Raw genomic sequence first — 20,656 nt, 5'->3', positions numbered from 1 at the left:
AAGAGTGCATTAAACAAAATGGATAAATCATCAAACTTGATAAATAAGGCTCTAAAGCTTAGCGATATAAATTTTAACTCCTTTAGCCACTCTAAAAACTGGATCGGCTTTTTTGAGATAGAGGATGAAAGCTGGGCTTCTGGTGTAGATACCGCACTAAAGCTATTTGATAAATATTTTTATAAATTTAAAAAAGAGGTATTTGCCATAAGCGCCTTAAACTACGACGATACTAACTTGAGCGATGAAACGCTTGAAGTAAAACATTTGCACGATAAATTTAAAAAGCTAGGCATCTTGCAAGAGCCAAATGAGCACTTTGATCTTGGTTTAGATGGTGAGATTTTGCTGCCTGCCATCTGCCTTAGGATAGATGCTCTGAGATTTGATGAGATCAAAGATCTGGCTAAACTACTCATGCTTTATACATACTCCTTAAACGAGTGGTGCTTTTTCATCTTTCCAAGCTTAAATTTAGCGCTTTATCCACATGATGAGAAGGGCTTTGGCTACACCAGACTAAACGACGATACAAAAAATGGATTAAGTTTTTTAGAGTTTTGTAAAAGAGAGAAAAATGCAAAGGTTATTTTAAAAGAGCAAAATAGCAAATAAATTTAAGATCACACAAAACTAAAAGACCTCCCTTGCCGAAGCAAAGGAGGAAAATTTTTATTTCTCAAACGCTTTTTGCAAGCTAAATGGAAACGCTTGATAGCCCATAGCATTTGTCATTTTTATCTCGATGCTAGGCTCTTTTGCACCCCACTCAAACTCATCGATGTGCGGGCTAGGAAGTCCTACTGGGCGACCTTTTGCGATGTCAAACTGCATGCCAGCAACAGCTGAATAGACCATCACGCTATCAAGGTCATCTTGATACTGCGTAAGGCTAGTAACCGAGCTATACCACTCTTTGCCGCGCTCTTTGCCGTACTCCCAGATCTGCTCAACGGTCTTTTTGTTCTCATCGATCTTATAAACGACCGCACGAGAGTACTTCATGCCAGCGATGGCTGGTTGCTCCATGCCCCTTGTGTCGCCGTTGTCAAAGACACTTAGATAAATTTCGCCTTTTTTAGACTTGCTATCTATCCTAAATGCCGTATGCTGCGTCCATTGCCAGTCAAAGCCACCTTTGTCGCTCTCGTATCCTGGGCATTTTGAGTACTCATCTTCGCAGACGATCTTGTTGCCTTTGCTATCAACTGGCTGAAGTAGTTTATCTTTAAATTTATCACTCCAGCCCTTGTGAGCGCCCATGATCCATTTTACTTGTTTGTCACGGCCGATCTTGATAACTGCGTCTTGGTGACGGCTTGAGATGATGATGCTATCATCGCTTGGGTCGTAATCCACGCTATTTACGTGTGCCCAGTTGCGTCCTGGACCAGCGCCAACTATATCGCCCCATTTATCGTGCGTATCCATAGACTGAAGCTCATCAGAGCTTGCTGTATGGCCTGCTTTTTTAGCGTCTATGTTTAAGCAAACTGCGCCTTGATCAAGCGTTTTTAGCACGATATCGCGGTAAGGATCGAGGATCTCATATAGTCTAAAGTCATCAACTACGTTACCGTCGCGGTCAAGCTCAACGATGACGTCGCGCACTGTTCTTACGTTTTTGCCATCGGCTCTTTTATAGTCGGCATTTGCCACGCGCAAGAAGTAGTGTCCGTTTTGTGCTACGTCCATCGAGTGTGAGAAGTCGTTGTAGCTAGCTGGTAGCTCGCGGTTGAAAATTTCTCTACCCATGATGTCGTATTTTGCATATCTTTGACCGTATCCCCAAGTCATCGCGCCGTCGTCATTTTGCTTAAAGCCCATCATTACGCCAGCGTGAAATGGCTGTTTTAGGTCGTAAATTTTGCTTGGCTCAAGATACCATCTAACCTCGCCTTTTGTATCAAGGATGAAGTTATTTGGGCTGTAGTTCCACTCGATCGCACCGCCAGCTGGGTTGTTCCAAACGACTTTTGTGCCCTTGCCTGTTTTATTTACAAAGTTATTTACATAGTAAAGGCGGTTTGCAAATTTAGCGCTTGCTGGCTTAGTAACCTCGATCTTGTCAAATAGCGCGCCCTTTTGATTTGGCGTGCCAGCGCTCTCTAGGTAGATAGCTGGAGCGTAAATTTTATAGCTCTCTTTTATATGCTCAGTCTTGCCCTTGTAGCTCTTGTCGTACTCGACCTCAACGGTGTTTTGATAGTCAGGATACATGCCAAAAACTGGGATGCCGCCATGTGTGCGAAGATGCTTGTCAGCCACTTTGTAGCTTATAGTTTGACCACCTTGTTTTGGCACGATGGTTACTTTTGCATTGCTTAGTGTGTAGCCGCCATTTTTGATGACTGCTGTAAGTGGCGCTGTGTCGTAAGGATTTACCACTACTTCGCCGATCTGTCCAGTGATAGCGTAGTCAAGTTTAGCCCCGCTTGGACCGCCTATCGCAAAAGCGCTCGAGCAAAGTACAGAGGCTAGTGCAACACAACTCAAAGTCTTTTTCATAACATCTCCTTTAGATAAATTTTATAAACTCTACTCATAAAGCTTATAAAATTTAGAAAAAGCCTTGGCAAAAACCAAGGCTTAAATCAGTAAAAGGAATAACAAAAATGATTTGCTTTGTGTGTAATTGTAGTAAATCTTTATAACATAAATTTCACGCTAAAGTTAATACTAGCTTAAAATTTAAAAATATATTTAAAATTTATTAAATAGCGTATCGAGCCTCATTATCTTCGCCATTTATAAGGTCAAATATAGCAAAGAAATAATACTAGTAAATTTCACTTACTTTGCCTCTCTTAAAAACCTATGTTCTTTAAAAAATTTTCGGAGTGATTTTTGCTCTTTTGGGCCTATTTTGTAGCTTATAAATTTAAGATACCACTTGATATCTTGCTCGCTTATGTCACGGCTTTTGGCATACTTGGCCAAGATATAGTTTGGAATTTTTACATTTTTTTGTAGAAATTTTGCGACTAGTCTTTTGTAAAACGAGCCATTTTTTACGTAAGAAAATCTACCAAAAACAAATGGTAAATTTGTCTTTTCGTGCCAAATTTGACCAAGGTCGTAAAAGCACTCTTTGCCCTCGCTTAAGTATGCCTTTAGCGCCCTGTCGCCTATGATCACCTCGCCATTTAGACGAAGTACCTTGGCTAGGGCGTTTGAGCTAGCTGAGGCAGGATCTGGCTTTGAGGCTGAGTTTTTGCGCACAAGCACGCTTTTTACATCTTTTTTGGCGACTATTCCAAAATTTAGCTTCTTTAAATTTGCCTTTTTACTAGCTATGCTTGAGATCACCGCAGCGTCGATCTTTCTAGCGTTTAGGGCTCTATTTAGCTTGCTTGGCACGCCCTTTTTAAACTCGATAGCCTTTTTTATCTGAGAGCTTAGTGGGGCTGATTTTAAAAATACGTGAAATGGGAGTAAATTTAGATAATCAATCTTTCCAAATATCATTTTTCATCTTTTACAAGCTCAAATTTAACTAGCTCATTTTCGTTGCAAACGTCGCGAAATAGCTGAGTTAAGCTCTCTTTTGTGGCACCATCCAAAGCACTTTCATTTTTTAGCTTTATAAGCGTTGGCTCATTTATCTCGCAAAGGCAGTCAAAGAGCGCGTCTAAATTTTTGCCGTAGTACTCTGGCAGGTCAAATTTCTTAGCAAAATACTCATGCATCTTCTCTTTTTTGAGCATCTTTTTGGCATCTAAGATCACGCTTTTCATTGCATCCTCTTCTCATAAAGCAGGTAAAAATGCTCGTAGTGATCGGGCGTGTAGTAGATAAGCCCGTCGTTTGAGTATAAAATTCTCTCAGCGCCGCGCCTGCCACCATTGTAATTCACATCACACTCAAACCACTTTCTACCATCAGCCTCAGGCAGCCTCTTTTCTCGGTTTGAAAATCTATCTCCACCGATACTTTTGCCGCCGCTTATCTGCCATAAATTTCCACTTTTTGCGTCCCAGCCAAGTTCAAGTGCCTCTTTTTTGGTTATGAAATTCTTTGGCAGCTTGTTAAATTTATAGATATAAAGTGCGACCTCATCTTTTGAGGTATATGAGCCGTTTTCTGCGAGGCTCTGGCTCTTTTGCCCCTCTTTATTTAGCTGCTCAAGTAAAATTTGAGCGTTTTTGTTTGCCTCGCCGCCCTCTTTTGAAAAAAAGAAGGTGCCAACGATGATAGCAATGACAAAGGCAACTAGAGCTGGCAAAAGTCTTTTGTTCACATTTTGCCCTTAAAGAGTGTTAAAAACTCTATCGCCAGCGTCACCAAGACCTGGAACGATGTAGTTTTTCTCATTTAGTTTCTCATCGATAGAAGCCGTATAGACCTCGACGTCTGGGTAAATTTCGCTAAATCTCTTTAGCCCCTCAGGTGCGGCGATGATAGAGATAAATTTGATCTCTTTAATGCCCTTTTCACGTAGGAATTTAACCGCGTCTATCGCCGTGCCGCCAGTTGCAAACATAGGGTCGATGATGATCGCCATGCGCTCTTTTGCGTCTTTTGGAAGCTTCGCGTAGAAAAACTCAGCCTGCGCTGTCTCTTCGTTTCGCTGAAAGCCCAAAAAGCCCACACTCGCATCTGGTATGATGGTAAAGACGCTATCAAGCATGCCAAGAGCAGCCCTTAAAATAGGGCATATCATCACCTTTGTAGTGAGCCTTTTTGCGTCTGCCACCGCAACTGGTGTTTGGACTTTGACATCTTTTACCTTTAAATTTCTAGTCGCCTCAAAGATCATAAGGTAGCTGATCTCATCAACTAGCATGCGAAACTGAAAAGGTTGGGTGTTTTTATCACGTAAGATTGTTAATTTATGCTCGATCAATGGGTGTGAGATGAGCTTCACGTTTTGCATTTTTTGTCCTTAAATTTACTGTTTTTACAAGGTTTGTCTTTTACAAAATGCCAAGAGGAGAATTTAGCCCAAAATTTGGGCTAAATTTGATTAAAAACCTTTTGCAAGTTTGGCTTTGTAAGCCTCAACATCAAAATCTTTTACTCTAGCTACGCCATCTTCAACTGCAGCTTTTGCAACTGCTGGAGCGACCGCTGTTAGCACGCGCTTGTCAAATGGTTTTGGGATAATGTACTCTTTGCCAAATTTTAGCTCGCTAACGCCACTTGCTTTTAAAACTTCAGCTGGCACTGGCTCTTTTGCAAGCTGTGCAAGCGCTTTAGCTGCAGCCATTTTCATATTTTCAGTGATCTTTTTAGCCCTAACGTCAAGCGCGCCTCTAAAGATAAACGGAAAGCCCAAAACGTTATTTACTTGGTTAGGATAGTCGCTTCTGCCTGTGCCCATCATAACGTCATCTCTTACAGCTACGACGTCCTCTGGGAAGATTTCAGGCACTGGGTTTGCCAAAGCAAAGATGATAGGCTCTTTATTCATCGACGCAACCATCTCTTTTGTCACAACACCAGGCTTAGAAAGACCTAAAAACATATCAGCACCTTTCATCGCATCAGCCAAAGTCTTATCCTCGGTCTCAAGCGCAAATTCAACCTTTTCTGGAGTTAGGTCTGTTCTTTTTGAGTGGATGACGCCTTTGCTGTCTATCATCACGATGTGTTTTGCGCCAAGTGCTTTATACATCTTTGCGCAAGCGATGCCAGCTGCACCTGCGCCGCTAACTACGATCTTTATCTTAGATATATCTTTGCCAGAAATTTCCATCGCATTTATAATGCCAGCGCTTGTTATCATCGCTGTGCCGTGCTGATCGTCGTGCATTACAGGGATATCGACTGCTTCTTGAAGCTTTCTTTCTATCTCAAAGCACTTTGGAGCGCGGATATCTTCTAAATTTATACCGCCAAATGTCGGAGCTAGAGCCTTGCAAATCTCAACGATCTTATCAGGATCATGCTCGTCTAGCTCGATGTCAAAGGCATCAACGTTTGCAAATTTCTTAAATAGCACCGCCTTGCCCTCCATAACTGGCTTACCAGCGATAGCACCGATGTCGCCAAGTCCAAGAACAGCCGTGCCATCGGTGATGACAGCTACTAAATTTGCTTTATTTGTATATTTATAAGCTAGTTCAGTGTCTGCATTTATCTCTTTACAAGGCTCAGCAACGCCTGGTGTATAGGCCATTGAAAGGTCTCTTGAAGTCTCGCAAGGTGTCTTTACCTTGATCTCGATCTTACCGCCGATGTGGTAGTTTAGTGCCTCTTCTTTAGTTACATGTGTCATTTCTCTTCCTTTAATAAATTTTGTATTCTGTTTTTGATCTCATTGCTGCCTACTACTTCAAGCACCTCAAATATACTTGGGCTCACGCTTGAGCCAGTTAGCGCTATCCTTAGGGCCTGAGCTAGGTCTTTTAGTTTTAAGCCATTTTGCTCTAAAAATTTATTAGTTAGCTCCTCGTATCCTTTAGCGTCAAGGTCGCGGTCTAAAATTTGAGCAAATTTCGCCAAAATTTCTTTGCTATTTTCATTTATAAATTTAGCCCAAGCTTTCTCGTCGTAGCTTTTTGGAGCGTTGATGATAGCATTTGCGCTGTTTGCCATTTCGATTAAGGTTTTTGATCTCTCACGGAGCGAATTTAGCAGTAGCTCACCCTTTACCAAAGCCTTAAAATCCACGCCAAATTCAAGCATATCGTGTGCTAACCTCTCGTAAGGCAAAGTTTTTATATAGTGAGAATTTAACCAGTCAAGCTTTTGAGCGTTGTAGGTGCTTGAACTTTTGTTGATATCATTTGGATTGAAGTATTTAAGCATATCCTCGATAGTAAAAATCTCATCATCGCCGTGGCTCCAGCCAAGACGAACAAGGAAATTTAAGAGCGCTTCAGGCAAGTAGCCCATCTTTTTATACTCCATAACGTCAGTTGCGCCGTGCCTTTTGCTAAGCTTTTTGCCGTCCTCGCCATTTATCATAGCGACGTGATAAAATTTTGGCACCTTAAAGCCAAGTGCCTCGTAAAGAACGATCTGTTTTGGGGTATTTGAGAGGTGGTCATCGCCGCGAATAACGTCTGTTACGCCCATTAGTGCATCGTCTATCACAACTGTGAAGTTATATGTCGGTGTGCCGTCGCTTCTTGCGATGATGAAGTCGTCTAAGATATCTTCAACCTTAAATTTAACCTCGCCCTTGATGCCATCATGTATGACGATTTCGCCGCTAAGCGGAGCCTTTATACGGATGACTGGCTCGATGCCAGCTGGAGGCGTGCCAGTAAAATCTCTATATCTATTATCATATTTTGGACGCTCTTTTCTAGCCTCTTGACTAGCTCTAAGCTCCTCAAGCTCCTCTTTGCTCATGTAGCATTTGTAAGCTTTACCCTCATCAAGCAGCTTTTTAACGTACTCTTTGTAAAGATCAAATCTCTTTGACTGATAGGTCACTTCGCCGTCGTGATCTAGCTTGCACCAAGCAAATGCCTCTTTTATCGCTTGTGTGGCTTCTTCTGAGTTTCGTTTTAAGTCAGTATCTTCGATGCGGAGCAGAAATTTTCCATTGTTAGCTCTTGCGTATAAATAATTATAAAGAGCTGTCCTAAGTCCGCCTATATGTAGGTATCCAGTAGGCGACGGAGCAAATCTAGTAACTATCATTTTGTGCCTTATTTTTATGTTATAATTGCCCAAAATTATATTTACTAAATACTTAAATAAAGGTTTCATTATGAAAAAATTGCTCTTTTTGGCTGCTGGCGTGTTAAGTGCCTTAAATTTATATTCAGCTCAGATGATAAACGGCATCGCAGCTATCGTGGAGAACGAGCCTATCACGCTTTACGAGGTTTATAGCTTGAAGGAACAGCTAAAGACAACAGAGCAGGACGCTTTAAATTTGCTTATCAGAGATAGGCTTGAAGATGCGCAGATAAAAAACTTAAATTTAAGCGTGACACCTTTTGAGCTAAACGACAGGATCGAGGCGATCGCAAAGCAAAATGGCATGACAAATTCGCAGTTTAGAAGCTCTATCCAAGCTCAAGGCATGGACTTTTTGGACTTTAAAAACAACCTAGAGCACAAGATGCTTCAAGAAAAGCTTTATAAAAGCATAGCTGCTGAGGCTGGCAAAAACATAAACGAGCAAAAAGCAAAGGCGTATTTTGACGCTAATCCAGACAAATTTAAGGTCTTTAGCACCGCTAGAGTCGTAGTTTATAGAGCAAAAGACCCTGAGCTACTTGAAGCTCAAAAGACAAGTCCAAAGCTACTAGACGGCGTGCAAACACAAGAGGTTAGTTTGGACTATCAAAGCATAGATCCAAGACTTGCTGCGATCATCTCAAGCACAAATAACGGCGACTACACACAGCCTTTGCAAGGACCTGATAGCTTTGATATGTTTTTAGTAAAAGAGAAGATCGGCTCATACACACCAAGCTTTGCTGATGTAAAAGATAACGTTATAAACGAGCTTTACCAAGGCGAGCAAGAAAAATTAATGAGTGATTACTTCGAAAAACTCCGCGCAAAAGCAAAAATTCAAATCCTAAGATAACTTCAAATTTAGCCACTTTGGTGGCTAAATTTCTCTAAAATTTAAATTTAAAATTTATAAGCAAAAACCTGCAAAAGCAGCCAAATTTAATTAAGCTTTTTTAGTGAAAAATCCAACGTAACTCGAAAATTTTGCCGATAGCTCCCACTGAGCAAAATTTACTTCTTTGCAAAATGCGCCATTTTCGCCAAGTTTTATGTCAAAAACAAGTGCTATCAAAAGTAAAATAGCAGTGATAGTTGGCAAAAATCCTATCGCCTTTGCAGTGGTTTCACTCTCAGGTAAAATGTAGCTGTTTTTTAAATTTATCTTATAAAAGCTAGAAGCGTCGGTTAAATTTAACTATTTGACGACAAATGAGATTAGTGAAAATTTTCTATCAGGTCTTTAAAAACTTCATAAAGTTTATTTACTTCATCAACGCTAACTCGTTCGTTTTTGGCGTGTATGCGGTCATTTATGACGCCAAATTCTATCGCATCTACACCAAATTCAGCAAAGTGCCTTGCATCACTTGTGCCGCCCTTTGTGTTTAAAAGTGGTGTAACGCCAGTGATCTTTGTGACAGAGGCCATTAAATTTCTTACGATCTTGCTATCTTTGTTTGTTAAAAATCTCTTCGAGCTTTGCTTTATACTAAGCTCGTAACTAAGCCCATCTAAAACGCTTCTAAGATAGCTCTCAACATCATTTACATCGGTTAAATTTGAGTTTCTAACGTTAAACATTATGCTAAGCTCGCTTGGCGTGACGTTGCAAACTTGCATGCCACCACGAATGTCCGTCACCACGATCTTGCTTGGGCTAAAAAACTCGCTCCCTCCGTCCATATCATGGTCAGCTATCTTACTTAAAAGTGGAGCTATTAAATTTACTGGATTTACGCATTTTTCTGGGTATGCCACGTGTCCTTGAATGCCCTTTATCACGATCTTACCATTTATCGAGCCACGTCTGCCGACCTTTATGCTATCGCCAAATTTCTTATCACAAGTTGGCTCAGCCACGACGCAAAATTTGGGCAAATCCCCTATCTCACGCAGATATTCAAGTGCCAAAGGCGTGCCGTAAGTGCCATCGCCCTCTTCGTCACTTGTTAAGATGAGGCTTAGCTTACCATCAAATTTAGCCTCTTTGCACGCACAAACAAAGGCAGCCACGCCGCTTTTCATATCCTGCGCGCCCCTTGCGTAGATGTAGCCATCTTTTTCTAGCGGGTTAAATGGCTCACTATCCCAGCCATCTCCTGGAGGCACGACATCGACATGCCCTGCAAAAGCTAAGTGTTCGCCGTTTCCATAAATTTTAGAAAGTATGAGATTTTTAGTGCCATTTTTCTCTATAAATTTCGCCTCAAAATCAGGCAAAAATTTAGCTATAAATTCCAAACTTCCAGCATCTTCTGGCGTGATAGAGCGAAAGCTTAAAAGCTCTTTTAAAAAGCTAACAACCACTAAAACGCCTTTTTAGAAGGAATTCCCAAGTAAAATCCCTGGAATTCGTCGATGCCTATCTCCTTACAGACGTTAAAGATTTCTTTAGAATGAACATACTCTGCGATCGTTTTTATACCAAGATCCTTTGCAAATGCCACGATCGCGCTTGCGATGGCGTATGAGTCTTTATTGATATCGATGTCTTTGATGATAGAGCCATCGATCTTCACGTAGTCTGGCTTGATCTTTATGATATAAGAGAAATTTGAGTAGCCAGAGCCAAAGTCATCGATCGCTATCATAGCGCCCATGCTCTTTGCTCGCTCGATAAATACTGAGACGCGCTCAGCACTCTTTAGCTCCTCGTCTTCAACTATCTCAAACACTATCCTGCCAGCAACATTGTGCTTGTTTAGTAAATTTAAAACCAGCGCAGAGACATCGCCATCTATCATATCTCGGCTGCTTAAATTTATAGAAAGAACCAAATTTGGATCTTCAATGAGGTGCTCAAAGCACTTTTTGATGAGCTGTTTTTCAAGGTCTGCGTAACGCTTGATACGCTTTGAGATATCTAAAAATACACTTGGCGAGATGACGTCGTCGCGGTCTAAAATTCTTATCAAGCATTCATATTTTATAGGGATCTTTTTCTCGTCAAATATCGGCTGAAAATACGGCACAATGTTATCATTTATCGTAGCGTTTTGGATCAGCTTTGAGCGCTCGATCTGATTTGCGTATTCATCTTTTTGACTTAGCCCTTTAAAGTAGCAAACATAGTCTTTATCAAGCGTCTTAGCTGATTTTAGCGCGATGGTTGCCTTTCTTAAGGTCTGGTCGCTATCAAGCGCAAAACCTATGGTGTTGTGAATTTCTATATCATCGACCTCTACGTCATTTTCATCTTTTATGCTAAGCATCCTGCCTTTAAAGATATCTAGTAAATTTTCAGCAAGCTCTTCGTATCTGTCGATAAAGTCGTTATTATCTTCAACCAAAGCAAACCTGTCCGCCTCGATACAATAAGCCTTCATATTCTCATTTTTTGCAAATTCTTTGATGAGATTTGCCATCTGTTTTAGTATCTGGTCGCAAACGTATTTGCCGTAGTAGTCGTTCATCTTGCCAAAATCATCGATATCCATAAGTATCACTTTTGGATATTTATACTCGCTCACATCTTTTATGAGTGCTGCCTTGTTAAAAAGTCCTGTCATCGGATCGATATATAGCTTCTCTTGTAGCTGGGCGATCTTAGTAGTGCTCTCTTCTTTTACTTTTAGATAGTCAAATTTGATGTTTAGATACTTAAATACAAACCAAAGACAGACCGCAAGCCCTAAAAATAGACCAATCGAGCTTAAGATCAAAGTGAGAGCCATGTTTTTCATCAGCCACTGAAAATAAAATTGGTCGCTAGTGCCAGTTATCCTTTGATCGATATGCGCTTTAAAGCCTAAAATATATTCATTTACTGCGACAAACATACATACTTTGGCGCTATTTTCTGGCAAAATTTCAGCCTTGAAATAATTCTTTTGAAAATCATGCGAGTAGATGTCGCCACAGCTCTTGTCTTCGTAGTCTTTATTTACGAGGCTTTTGTCTGACGATGCCTCTATCTTAAAGCCATTTTTACCATTTTCTTTTAGTAAAAAGACATCACCAAAGGCGGCATTGCTTATGTAATTTTGAAAATCTATAATATTAAATTTACTTATATTTTTAAAGTAATTCACATATTGATCTGTTAGATACTCAGTCTTTTTTTTGAGGTCAAGGTTGTTTGTAGAGAGCGCGTTATTGTATTTATATGAATAGACAGTTAAATTTTCAGCTACAAAGAAAGCAAAAAGCAAAACCACGACCAAAGTGACGGTTTTAACCATACTAAAGTGCTTTTTTTGCGATTCGTCGCTTGGCATAAAGTTTAAACTTCCTTTCTTAAATTTTTCTAATGGATTATATCTAAGCTAAATAAAAAATTTCTTTCATTTTTTAATTAAAAATTTAGCTCAAAGCTTAACGATCTTTGCGCCGTATCCGCCTTGATTTGCCGGTGCATCATGAAATTCTTTCACGCTTGGATGCTCTTTTAAGAAATTTTTGACTGCAAAGGCTAGTTTGCCCGTGCCAATGCCGTGAAATACGCTAACCTCATCAAATCCCATAACAAGACTATCTGAGATAAATTTATCAAGCTTAGCTATCGCCTCGTCAGCTCTCATGCCGTGCAGATCAAGCGAAAGCGAGGCCGTTTTTGGCTTATCTACGCTTAAACTTACGCCGCCTTTTTTAGGCAAGACCACTTCGTTGCCATTTTTTCTTAAAAGCTCGAGTGGCACGCGCAAATTTATGCCATTTGACTCGATCATCGCGTCATTTTTAGAGATGCTTAAAACCGTGCCTTTTATATTTTCATACTTCACTCTATCGCCCACTTTTAGGCTCTCGCGTTCAGTTTTTTTAGGCTTAACGATAGCAGCTTTTTTCTCATTTGCCACGTTTAGCGCCCTTTGCTTGTCTTTTATCTCTTTGAAATTTATAACAGCTTTTGCCGCATTTATCGCTTCATAATACTCTTTTTCAAGGCGCGAAATAGTCGCATTTAGCTTGATCTCATTTTTCTCTTTTAGCTCTTTTTGCTCTTCAAGCAAGCGCTCCAGCCGCTCCTCTTTTGCCGTGACCTCTTTTATCCCCTCATCAAGCTTGGTTTGTAAATTTAGCGTCTTTGTGATGATCTCGTTTAAATTCTCTTTATCTTCGCCATAAATTTTCTTTGCCTGAGCCACTAAATTTTGAGATATGCCGTATCTTGCCGCCGTTTCAAAGGCATAAGACTTGCCGATCGTGCCTTTTAAAAACTCAAATTTAGGCCTTTGGGCCGCCTCGTCGTAAAGTGCCGCTACTAGCTCAACCTCTGGGTTTTTAGCTAGCAACATCGCAAGGCGCTTGTGGTGGGTCGTGATGATCATTTTGATATCTTGAGTGATGAGGCGCTCTATCATGACGCCATACAAGCTCGCAGCCTCCTCAAAATCGGTGCCAAGCTCGATCTCGTCGATGCCTATGATGATCGATTTTTTAGTAAAAAGCCTTGCAAAATGCACCATCCTGCCAGCAAAGGTCGAGATGTCGTTTTTCACGCTTTGCGGATCTTCTATGATCGCGTCAAATTCTTTAAAAGAGCCGATCGTTGAGCGATTTGCGTCGATACGCATAGGCAGCAGATACTTTGCAAGTAGCGTGGCTGAGATGATTGATTTTAAGAGCATCGACTTACCGCCAGCATTTACGCCAGTAATGAGAAGCACCTTTTTGCTAAAATCCACACTCACGCTCTTTGGGTTTTTTAGCGCTGGATGGGCAAACTTTTCAAGCTTTATGACGTGCGAGCTATTTGGCAAAACAAACTCATAGTCACGTGATCTAGCCAAATTTACACGAGCTTGATATGCGTCAAACTGATCAAAAGCGTTATTTATAAATTTCAAAAAGAGCAGGCTCTTGCTCATCTGCAAGCTAAATTTCTTGCAGTGCTCAAAAATAATCTCCTCTTTTCTATCAAGTAGCTCGCTTTGCTCCTTTTTTAGGCGCTCGGTGCTTGCAGGTGCGACGTAGAAGTAGCCGCCCGAGCTTCTAGCGATCACGGTGCCTTTTAGGGCGTGATTAAAGCCGCCACGCACCAAAAGTGCCTCTTGCGAGTTGATGTAGTGCGTCTGAGTATCGACTAGATAGGGTGTGATGTGCTTTGAGTAGATGAGCTTTTTAAGCTCGGCGTCTATCTGGCGCTTTTTCTCGCTAAATGCCTGCTTTATCGCGTAAAATCTCTCATCCACGCTGTCGCTAAACTCGCCGTTTTCATCAAAGCTGTTTGCCATCTGGCTCATCGCTTCAGGGATTTCAACCTTAGCGATCCACTCGCCAAGCCTGCCTTCAAATTTTTGCTTTTTTAGATATGAAAAATATTTAATGATCTTTGCAAACTCGTAAATTTCGCTGATGTGAAGCACTGCTTGCTTGCTAAGTCTCATAAGCGCATCATCAAGCTCTTTTATCTCGTCAGGCGCCTTAAAATCATACTTTGAAAGCTCGCTAATGTTTTCAAAGTGGATCTTGCTGTCGCCTTGTAAAAATAGTGGTTTTTGCCTTGATAAAAATGAGTTAAATTTATCCAGATACTCGCCCAGATCGAGCTTTAAAAATATCTCTTCAGTCATTGCTCACAACTTTTTATCGGCACGATGACGCCTGAGAGATCGCTAAATTCTCGCTTTGGTAAAAATGACGCCGTGCCAAATTCGTAGTTAAATTTCTCAGCGCTCACGTTGTATTCGCCACATTTTAGTGTTTTACCTTGCTTAAAGTCAGTCACTAGCTTTGAGATGGCATCCTCGTTTTTTGATAAATTTTGCTCGTAAAAATAGACGCAAACAAGGATCACTACAAGCACTGCGCTAACGAGCGCTTTTATGCTTTTGCTGATCTTTTCATCTTTTATCGCCCAGATCGCTCCAAAAAGCAGCATCACTCCGGCGATTATTATCAAATTTCTTACCATTTTACGCCTTTATACTTTGCGATGAGCTCTTTGTAAAGCTCAGCATGAGGCTTGATCTTTTCTAAAATTTCAGCCCTAACCTCGCTGATATCTTGCTTTTCAACCAGCAAGCAAACGGCTAGATATGGGGCATTTGGCAGCATCTCTTTTATCTGGGCGCTACTTAGCTTTTGAGACCTTGCAAGGGCTATCAAGATATCTTTTTTGCCTAAATTTATAAGGCTTGAAATTTCTTCTTCACTAAGCTCTTTTTCTTTTATCTCTTTTAAAATTTCATTTTCATCTTGAGGCTTAAAGTTGCTTAGATCCATTAATATCCGCCTCTTAACTGCACGCTGATATCGCCCGCTCCAAAGCCAACTACGATGCCGTCACTTAGGCGGTTTTTCACGCCAAATTCATCTGTAAATTCTATCCCCTCTTCAACCCTCTCGACCTTGTCTGTAAAGATCGGGTTATACTCGCTAAATTCGCTCTTCATATCAACTTCGATCGGATTTTCTCCAGCCGCATAAACTGGCAAGATGACAAGCTCATCAACGCCCTTAAAGCACTCTTTAAAGCCAGGTAAATTTGTGCTAAGTCTTGTGTAGCGGTGCGGCTGAAATATCGCTGTGACGCTGTTTATACCTAAAATTTTGGCGTATTCAAAGACTGATTTTAGCGTCGCTTTTATCTCGGTTGGATGGTGCGCGTAGTCGTCGATTAGGACGAAATTTTTGTTTGCGCTAAGTATGTCAAAACGCTTTTTGATGCCTTTAAAATTTAGTAAATTTTCTCTTATATCTTTAAGCGGCGTCTCGTGCATAGCAGCAAGGATAGCCAAAGATGCGTCTATAGCGATGTGCTCGCCCATGCCAAAGGCTTCAAATTTGCCTAAATTTTTAAGGTTGAAGCTAGTGTATGGCTGATAGTCTCTTACCACCATCGTAAGCTCGGTGATATCAGTGCTTGGATAAAGTCTGATCGCATCAAGCTTAAGCGTGCTTAAAAACTCGTCCTCAGCGTTTATCACCCTAACTTTTGCGCGCTCCAAAAAGCCCTTGTAGGCTGCATAAAATTTAGCTAGATCGTAGTCGTAGTGCTCCATATGCTCTGGCTCTGCGTTGGTGACGATGGCTAGATATGGGTTTGAGTTTAGAAAGCTAGAATCGCTCTCATCAGCCTCAAATACGACGTTGTCGCTTTTGGCGTAGCGCATATTTGAGCCAAACTGCTTTGAGATGGCGCCAATGATGACTGAGCCTTCTATTAGGCTTGCTAACATCGCCGAAGTGGTACTCTTGCCGTGTGCGCCAGCTACTGCAAAAACGCACTTATCTTCAAGCACATAAGGCAAAATTTCTTTTCTTGAAAAGCACTTTATGCCCTTTCTTCTAGCCTCCACTAGCTCGATATTATCCTCTTTTATCGCAGCTGAATAGACCACGAAGTCTTGATCTTTTATCGCCTCTTTGCAGTGTGGCGTGATGACCTCGATGCCTTCATTTTGAAGCTCTAGCGTCGTTTTGCTCTCTTTGATGTCGCTGCCGCTTATCTTGTGGCCTTTTTCGTGTAAAAATCTAGCGATGGCCGAGATGCCAATGCCGCCGATGCCTATGAAATGGACTTTTCTTATCTCGTTGTTTAGCTCTTGCAAATTTTATCCTTAAGTTTTTCGTGATTTTAACAAAAACTACTAAATTTAAGGCTGAAAAATGGCTTTTATTTGCTTAAGACAAAGCTTTCATCTATTAGGTCAAAAACTGTTTTTTGTGAGATTTTAGAGTTTAAATTTACGCTTATCCAGTGCTTTTTATTCATGTGATATGCTTTAAAAATTTGCCTCTCATCAACTAGCACCATGGCTAGATCTGGGCTACATTTTAGATTTAAAACCTCGATCATTTCGTCACTTTCAAGGCCAAGCTTACTAGCGCTTAACTGCATAAGTAGCGCAAACCACTTCTTGTTATTCTTGTGACGAAAGACACTAAATTTTGGATATTTTGGGAAAATTTGCTCACCCAAAACGTCAAATTTCTCTTTTATATATTTTTCAATCTCACTTCGTTTCAAATTTCACTCCGAAATTCCTTTGCAAAAGCACTCATTTTCGTGATCATCGATGACGCCAACGCCTTGTAAAAACGAGTAGATGATCACAGCGCCTACAAATTTAAAGCCACGCTTTTTCATATCTTTTGAGATATGCTCTGAGAGCTCGCTACTTGCTGGCATGTCCTTGGCACTTTTTATGTCATTTATCACGCGCTTGCCATTTGTAAATTTATAGATGTAGTTATAAAACGAGCCAAACTCAGCGCAAAGCTCTAAAAAAGCCTTGGCATTTTTTGGCAGAGAGTAAATTTTAAGGCGGTTTTTAATCGCTCTATCATCGCTTAAAAGACTTTGAAGCTTTGCCTCGTCATAGCTAGCTATCTTTTTTGCGTCAAAGCCATCTAAAATTTGAGCAAGTCCAGCTCTTTTTCTTAGCACGTAGTCCCAGCTAAGACCTGCTTGAAAGCCCTCTAAAATGAGCATTTCAAAGAATTTCTTATCATCCTTGACCGCTCTGCCCCACTCACAGTCGTGATAGCTCTTGCTAAATTCGCTCTTATCCGCCCAGGCGCAGCGCTTCATCTTTTAAATTTAGCCTCTATCTGCATAAAGCCCCAGGTGCTTCTAGCCTCGCTAAGCTCCTTTTTGCTAAGCTCATCGATCATCATCTCTTCATTTTTGCCAAGTCTGTTCTTAACCTCGCCAAATGGGCTAATAAGCATCGAGTCGCCGTAAAAACTCCACTGCTCATCCTCACTTTTGTGGCTTCCCACGCGATTTACGCGAAGTACATAAACGTTGTTTGTAAAGGCTCTAACCTTTAAAAGCTCCTCCCAGCGCGCCTGCGAGAAAAACGTGCAAGCCGTTGGCACAAGCACGATATCGACCTTTTTAGCGCTCATATACGCCCAGCACACATCAAAATGCGCCTCGAAGCCAAACATGACGCCAACCTTAAATTTATCGTAGGTAAAGATAGGTAAATTTAGCTCCTCGCTTGCGTTGCTAAAAAACTTCGCCTCGTTCCAGTGTGCGTAAGGCATGAGAATTTGCTGGTCATATAGCTTTACTTGTGTTTGGCTAAATTTGGCTAGGCTCTTAAAAATCTCCTTGCCTTTTAAATTTATGATAGGTGCGATGATGTTTAGATCATACTTTTTTGCCATCGCAAAGAGCGCCTCTTTTTTGCGCTCGCTCTGCTCTTTTATGAGGCTTTTTGGCATGCTAGCAAGCTCTTTAAAAAAGCTATTTAGCACGTATTCGCCAAGAACAACCAGCCTTGCGTTTTCGTCCGCGCAAATTTTAAGGTAATAATCAAGCCTCGCCTCGCTTAAGGGCTGCGTTGGTAGCTGAAGGGCGCAAATTTTACTCATCATCCACCTGCTTTATGCTAAGTTTTGCGTTTTCTAAAATTTCTCTTGCCTCGTTTAAGAGTTTTTTGCCCTGCTCGTGCAGCTTTATGCTGTTTTCTAAGCTCACATCATCTTTGTTTAGATCGTTTAAAATTTTATCAGCTAGGGCTAATTTCTCTTCAAAACTTTGCTCTTTTTGCTCCATTTTCTATCCTTTTAATATATTTTTTATATATCCATCAAATTTTTCTATCTCGACCAAAAATGCGTCGTGGCCGTAGTTACTATCTATCTCAACAAAATTTGTCTTTGCTTCTCGCCCCATCTCGCAAAGTGCGTCATAAATTTCTCTCATGCAGCTTGGCGGAAAGAGTAGATCACCTTTGAAAGCGATTAGATGCAGATTTGCTTTGATCGGCGCAAGGGCGTCTTTTAGGCTATCGTAGTGCCTTGTGCAGTCAAAGATATTCATCATCTTTACGATATATAGGTAGCTTAGTGGGTCAAACCTCTTTGGGAAGTTGTAGCCGTTATACTCCATGTAGCGATCGACCTGAAAATGTCCAAAAAGATCGTAAAGGCCGTCAGTTTCTACGTAGTTTCGTCCAAATTTTTTATCCATGCTATCAGGGCTTAAAAAGCTGATGTGCCCTGCCATCCTGCCGTAAGCCATGCCTTTTAGCCCGTTTTTTCTTATAAATTCTGCGTCATATTCGCCGTTTTTAAAATTTTCATCATTTAAAATGGCTTCGATCGCGATTTTGTTAAACGCTATCGCCCAGGGCTTTGTTTGATATGTGCTTGCAAGCATGACGATATCTTGTGCAAATTCAGGAAACTCAATAGCGTAGCAAAGTGCCTGCATACCGCCAAGACTGCCGCCGATGACAGCCCTTGCTCTTGTGATGCCAAGCTCGCTAAATAGCCTCATCTGCGCCTTTACCACGTCGCTTATGGCAAGGACTGGGAAATTTAGCCGATACTCTTTGCCGCTACTTCTATCCACGCTTAAGGGCGAGGTCGAGCCAAAGCACGAGCCTAGGATATTTACGCAGATGACGTAAAATTTATCGGTATCAACCGCTTTTTTGCTGCCTATTAGCCCGTCCCACCAGCCAGCTTTCTCATCGCCTGCGTATGTGCCAGCAGCGTGGTGCGAGCCAGTTAAAGCGTGGCAGATCACGATAACGTTGCTTTTATCAGCATTTAGCGTGCCGTAAGTCTCGTAAATAAGCTTGAAATTTGATAGCATACGGCCACTCTCAAGATAGAGTGGCTCGTTAAATTTAATAGTTCTAGTTTGCAGGTCTAACACTAATTAACTTTGTAGTTTGGTGCCTCGTGAGTGATAACTACGTCGTGGACGTGGCTCTCTTTTAGTCCTGCGCTTGTTATCTCGACAAATTCGGCTCTTTCTTGAAGAGTTGGGATATCTTTTGCGCCGACATAACCCATAGCACTTCTTAGGCCGCCTATTAGCTGATGGATCACATCTTTTATGCTGCCAGCAAATGGCACACGACCCTCGATGCCTTCAGGCACAAGCTTGTCTTGAGCGGTACCCTCTTGGAAGTAGCGGTCCGAGCTACCCTTTGTCATAGCGCCTATTGAACCCATGCCGCGATATACTTTGTACTGGCGACCTTGGAATGTTATAAGCTCGCCTGGGCTCTCTTCGCAACCTGCAAGTAAGCTACCAGCCATAACGCAAGCAGCACCTGCTGCAAGGGCTTTTGCCACGTCACCTGAGTATTTTAGACCGCCGTCAGCGATAACTGGGATGCCGTATTTTGCTGCTTCACTTGCGCAGTCGTCAATCGCTGAAATTTGAGGCACACCAACGCCAGCAACGATCCTTGTGGTACAAATAGACCCTGGTCCGATGCCCACTTTTATGCCGTCTGCGCCTGCTTCTGCTAGGTCTTTTACGGCTGCTGGGTTTGCGATATTGCCAGCTATGACATCGACATTAAAATTTGCTTTTACCTCTTTTAAAGTGTCGATGATGCCCTTTGAGTGGCCATGAGCTGAGTCGATGACGATGACGTCTACGCCAGCATCAACTAGCGCTTTAGCGCGATCTATCTGACCCACGCCAATAGCCGCAGCCACGCGAAGTCTGCCGTAGCTATCTTTGTTTGCGTTTGGATACTCTTTACGTTTTTTTAGATCTTTTATGGTGATAAGTCCGTCAAGTCTGCCGTCTTTATCGACGATAGGTAGCTTCTCAACCCTGTTTTGAGAGAAAATTTTCTCCGCATCATCAAGCGTGCAGCCCTTTGGCGCAGTGATAAGTGGTGCTTTTGTCATGCGGTCTTTTACCAAAGTGCTCATATTTGTTTCAAATCTCAAATCGCGGTTTGTTAAAATTCCTATTAGTTTGCGGTCTTTGTCGATGACTGGAACGCCTGAAATATGAAGATCTGACATAAGGCTTAGAGCTTCAGCCACGGTCGCTTCTGGATTTATAAAGATAGGATCGATGATGACGCCACTTTCGCTTTTTTTGACGCGTTTGACCTCTTTTGCTTGACTTTCGACGTCCATATTTTTGTGAATGACGCCGATACCGCCGAGCCTTGCCATCATGATAGCAGTTCTATGCTCAGTCACCGTATCCATAGCAGCAGAGACGATCGGGATATTTAGCGTGACGTTTTTGCTGATCCTGGTTTTTACATCAACTTGCTTTGGCAAAATTTCAGAGTATTGTGGCACAAGAAGCACATCCTCAAATGTTAAAGCTCTCTTTACTATCTTCATATTT

The 20,656-nt window shown here is 41.5% G+C and carries 22 protein-coding genes; 2 read left to right on the top strand and 20 right to left on the bottom strand.

What is annotated here, in order from left to right:
• Positions 1–18: 18 nt before the first annotated feature.
• Positions 19–615, top strand: a complete 597-nt coding sequence (locus CVS91_RS04640) for a hypothetical protein (protein WP_107830630.1) — start codon at positions 19–21, stop codon at positions 613–615.
• Between the two features lie 57 nt (positions 616–672).
• Here CVS91_RS04640 and CVS91_RS04635 read toward each other — a convergent pair whose 3' ends face one another.
• The 7 genes from CVS91_RS04635 to gltX form a co-directional block, all read right to left on the bottom strand.
• Complete coding sequence (locus CVS91_RS04635) at positions 673–2,508, bottom strand: aryl-sulfate sulfotransferase (protein WP_021087507.1); 1,836 nt, start codon at positions 2,506–2,508, stop codon at positions 673–675.
• A gap of 285 nt (positions 2,509–2,793) precedes the next feature.
• The gene (locus CVS91_RS04630; protein WP_103594850.1) at positions 2,794–3,468 is read right to left on the bottom strand and encodes an MqnA/MqnD/SBP family protein; all 675 of its coding nucleotides are present in this window, start codon (positions 3,466–3,468) and stop codon (positions 2,794–2,796) included.
• Complete coding sequence (locus CVS91_RS04625) at positions 3,465–3,737, bottom strand: barstar family protein (RefSeq protein WP_103594849.1); 273 nt, start codon at positions 3,735–3,737, stop codon at positions 3,465–3,467. The genes CVS91_RS04630 and CVS91_RS04625 overlap by 4 nt, the downstream gene beginning before the upstream one ends.
• Positions 3,734–4,240 (bottom strand): ribonuclease domain-containing protein, encoded by a 507-nt coding sequence (locus CVS91_RS04620; RefSeq protein ID WP_004317681.1) that lies wholly within the window; start codon positions 4,238–4,240, stop codon positions 3,734–3,736. Before CVS91_RS04620 ends, CVS91_RS04625 begins: the two co-directional genes overlap by 4 nt.
• 9 nt (positions 4,241–4,249) lie before the next feature.
• On the bottom strand, positions 4,250–4,876 hold the full coding sequence (upp, locus tag CVS91_RS04615; RefSeq protein WP_103592841.1) for a uracil phosphoribosyltransferase: 627 nt from the start codon (positions 4,874–4,876) through the stop codon (positions 4,250–4,252).
• 90 nt (positions 4,877–4,966) lie between these two features.
• Positions 4,967–6,220 carry a malic enzyme-like NAD(P)-binding protein gene (locus CVS91_RS04610; RefSeq protein WP_107830628.1) on the bottom strand — a complete coding sequence of 418 codons (1,254 nt, stop codon included), beginning with the start codon at positions 6,218–6,220 and terminating at the stop codon, positions 4,967–4,969.
• The gene (gene gltX / locus CVS91_RS04605; RefSeq protein ID WP_012140345.1) at positions 6,217–7,596 is read right to left on the bottom strand and encodes a glutamate--tRNA ligase; all 1,380 of its coding nucleotides are present in this window, start codon (positions 7,594–7,596) and stop codon (positions 6,217–6,219) included. Before gltX ends, CVS91_RS04610 begins: the two co-directional genes overlap by 4 nt.
• A 70-nt stretch (positions 7,597–7,666) precedes the next feature.
• Between gltX and CVS91_RS04600 the strand changes: the two genes are divergently transcribed.
• The gene (locus tag CVS91_RS04600) at positions 7,667–8,497 is read left to right on the top strand and encodes a peptidylprolyl isomerase (protein WP_021088961.1); all 831 of its coding nucleotides are present in this window, start codon (positions 7,667–7,669) and stop codon (positions 8,495–8,497) included.
• A 90-nt stretch (positions 8,498–8,587) separates the two neighbouring features.
• Here the strand turns inward: CVS91_RS04600 and CVS91_RS04595 are convergent, their stop codons facing one another.
• From CVS91_RS04595 to guaB, 13 genes are all read right to left on the bottom strand, one after another.
• Positions 8,588–8,743, bottom strand: a complete 156-nt coding sequence (locus CVS91_RS04595) for a hypothetical protein (protein ID WP_234409668.1) — start codon at positions 8,741–8,743, stop codon at positions 8,588–8,590.
• 116 nt (positions 8,744–8,859) lie between these two features.
• Positions 8,860–9,951 carry a succinyl-diaminopimelate desuccinylase gene (gene dapE, locus CVS91_RS04590; RefSeq protein ID WP_107830626.1) on the bottom strand — a complete coding sequence of 364 codons (1,092 nt, stop codon included), beginning with the start codon at positions 9,949–9,951 and terminating at the stop codon, positions 8,860–8,862.
• Positions 9,951–11,861: an EAL domain-containing protein gene (locus tag CVS91_RS04585; protein WP_107830624.1), complete on the bottom strand. Its 1,911-nt coding sequence runs from the start codon at positions 11,859–11,861 to the stop codon at positions 9,951–9,953. The genes dapE and CVS91_RS04585 overlap by 1 nt, the downstream gene beginning before the upstream one ends.
• A 90-nt stretch (positions 11,862–11,951) precedes the next feature.
• Positions 11,952–14,156: an endonuclease MutS2 gene (locus CVS91_RS04580; RefSeq protein ID WP_107830622.1), complete on the bottom strand. Its 2,205-nt coding sequence runs from the start codon at positions 14,154–14,156 to the stop codon at positions 11,952–11,954.
• On the bottom strand, positions 14,153–14,497 hold the full coding sequence (locus CVS91_RS04575; RefSeq protein WP_103594844.1) for a hypothetical protein: 345 nt from the start codon (positions 14,495–14,497) through the stop codon (positions 14,153–14,155). The genes CVS91_RS04580 and CVS91_RS04575 overlap by 4 nt, the downstream gene beginning before the upstream one ends.
• The gene (locus CVS91_RS04570) at positions 14,491–14,808 is read right to left on the bottom strand and encodes a hypothetical protein (protein WP_103575430.1); all 318 of its coding nucleotides are present in this window, start codon (positions 14,806–14,808) and stop codon (positions 14,491–14,493) included. Before CVS91_RS04570 ends, CVS91_RS04575 begins: the two co-directional genes overlap by 7 nt.
• Positions 14,808–16,115: a UDP-N-acetylmuramate--L-alanine ligase gene (gene murC, locus CVS91_RS04565; protein ID WP_103594890.1), complete on the bottom strand. Its 1,308-nt coding sequence runs from the start codon at positions 16,113–16,115 to the stop codon at positions 14,808–14,810. Before murC ends, CVS91_RS04570 begins: the two co-directional genes overlap by 1 nt.
• Before the next feature lie 86 nt (positions 16,116–16,201).
• Positions 16,202–16,555 carry an MmcQ/YjbR family DNA-binding protein gene (locus tag CVS91_RS04560; protein ID WP_103594843.1) on the bottom strand — a complete coding sequence of 118 codons (354 nt, stop codon included), beginning with the start codon at positions 16,553–16,555 and terminating at the stop codon, positions 16,202–16,204.
• Positions 16,556–16,558: 3 nt separating this feature from the next.
• Positions 16,559–17,119: a DNA-3-methyladenine glycosylase I gene (locus CVS91_RS04555; protein ID WP_107830620.1), complete on the bottom strand. Its 561-nt coding sequence runs from the start codon at positions 17,117–17,119 to the stop codon at positions 16,559–16,561.
• A complete protein-coding gene (locus tag CVS91_RS04550; RefSeq protein ID WP_035143506.1) occupies positions 17,116–17,910 on the bottom strand; it encodes a carbon-nitrogen hydrolase family protein in 795 nt (264 codons plus the stop codon). Before CVS91_RS04550 ends, CVS91_RS04555 begins: the two co-directional genes overlap by 4 nt.
• Positions 17,903–18,094: an exodeoxyribonuclease VII small subunit gene (gene xseB / locus CVS91_RS04545; RefSeq protein WP_004317712.1), complete on the bottom strand. Its 192-nt coding sequence runs from the start codon at positions 18,092–18,094 to the stop codon at positions 17,903–17,905. The genes CVS91_RS04550 and xseB overlap by 8 nt, the downstream gene beginning before the upstream one ends.
• Before the next feature lie 3 nt (positions 18,095–18,097).
• The gene (gene metX / locus CVS91_RS04540; protein WP_107830618.1) at positions 18,098–19,204 is read right to left on the bottom strand and encodes a homoserine O-acetyltransferase MetX; all 1,107 of its coding nucleotides are present in this window, start codon (positions 19,202–19,204) and stop codon (positions 18,098–18,100) included.
• Positions 19,204–20,652, bottom strand: coding sequence for an IMP dehydrogenase (guaB, locus tag CVS91_RS04535; RefSeq protein WP_103611664.1), 1,449 nt, complete (start codon positions 20,650–20,652; stop codon positions 19,204–19,206). Before guaB ends, metX begins: the two co-directional genes overlap by 1 nt.
• Positions 20,653–20,656 lie beyond the last annotated feature (4 nt).

The organism is Campylobacter concisus (assembly GCF_003048985.1).
Lineage (GTDB): Bacteria > Campylobacterota > Campylobacteria > Campylobacterales > Campylobacteraceae > Campylobacter_A > Campylobacter_A concisus_AY.
This window is presented reverse-complemented; position numbering and strand designations above follow the sequence as displayed.

Coding starts and splice junctions, on each gene's coding strand:
- CVS91_RS04640 (WP_107830630.1), top strand. CDS start 19: ATGGATAAATCATCAAACTTGATAAATAAGGCTCTAAAGCTTAGCGAT.
- CVS91_RS04635 (WP_021087507.1), bottom strand. CDS start 2,508: ATGAAAAAGACTTTGAGTTGTGTTGCACTAGCCTCTGTACTTTGCTCG.
- CVS91_RS04630 (WP_103594850.1), bottom strand. CDS start 3,468: ATGATATTTGGAAAGATTGATTATCTAAATTTACTCCCATTTCACGTA.
- CVS91_RS04625 (WP_103594849.1), bottom strand. CDS start 3,737: ATGAAAAGCGTGATCTTAGATGCCAAAAAGATGCTCAAAAAAGAGAAG.
- upp (WP_103592841.1), bottom strand. CDS start 4,876: ATGCAAAACGTGAAGCTCATCTCACACCCATTGATCGAGCATAAATTA.
- CVS91_RS04610 (WP_107830628.1), bottom strand. CDS start 6,220: ATGACACATGTAACTAAAGAAGAGGCACTAAACTACCACATCGGCGGT.
- gltX (WP_012140345.1), bottom strand. CDS start 7,596: ATGATAGTTACTAGATTTGCTCCGTCGCCTACTGGATACCTACATATA.
- CVS91_RS04600 (WP_021088961.1), top strand. CDS start 7,667: ATGAAAAAATTGCTCTTTTTGGCTGCTGGCGTGTTAAGTGCCTTAAAT.
- CVS91_RS04585 (WP_107830624.1), bottom strand. CDS start 11,861: ATGCCAAGCGACGAATCGCAAAAAAAGCACTTTAGTATGGTTAAAACC.
- CVS91_RS04580 (WP_107830622.1), bottom strand. CDS start 14,156: ATGACTGAAGAGATATTTTTAAAGCTCGATCTGGGCGAGTATCTGGAT.
- CVS91_RS04575 (WP_103594844.1), bottom strand. CDS start 14,497: ATGGTAAGAAATTTGATAATAATCGCCGGAGTGATGCTGCTTTTTGGA.
- CVS91_RS04570 (WP_103575430.1), bottom strand. CDS start 14,808: ATGGATCTAAGCAACTTTAAGCCTCAAGATGAAAATGAAATTTTAAAA.
- CVS91_RS04555 (WP_107830620.1), bottom strand. CDS start 17,119: ATGAAGCGCTGCGCCTGGGCGGATAAGAGCGAATTTAGCAAGAGCTAT.
- CVS91_RS04550 (WP_035143506.1), bottom strand. CDS start 17,910: ATGAGTAAAATTTGCGCCCTTCAGCTACCAACGCAGCCCTTAAGCGAG.
- xseB (WP_004317712.1), bottom strand. CDS start 18,094: ATGGAGCAAAAAGAGCAAAGTTTTGAAGAGAAATTAGCCCTAGCTGAT.
- guaB (WP_103611664.1), bottom strand. CDS start 20,652: ATGAAGATAGTAAAGAGAGCTTTAACATTTGAGGATGTGCTTCTTGTG.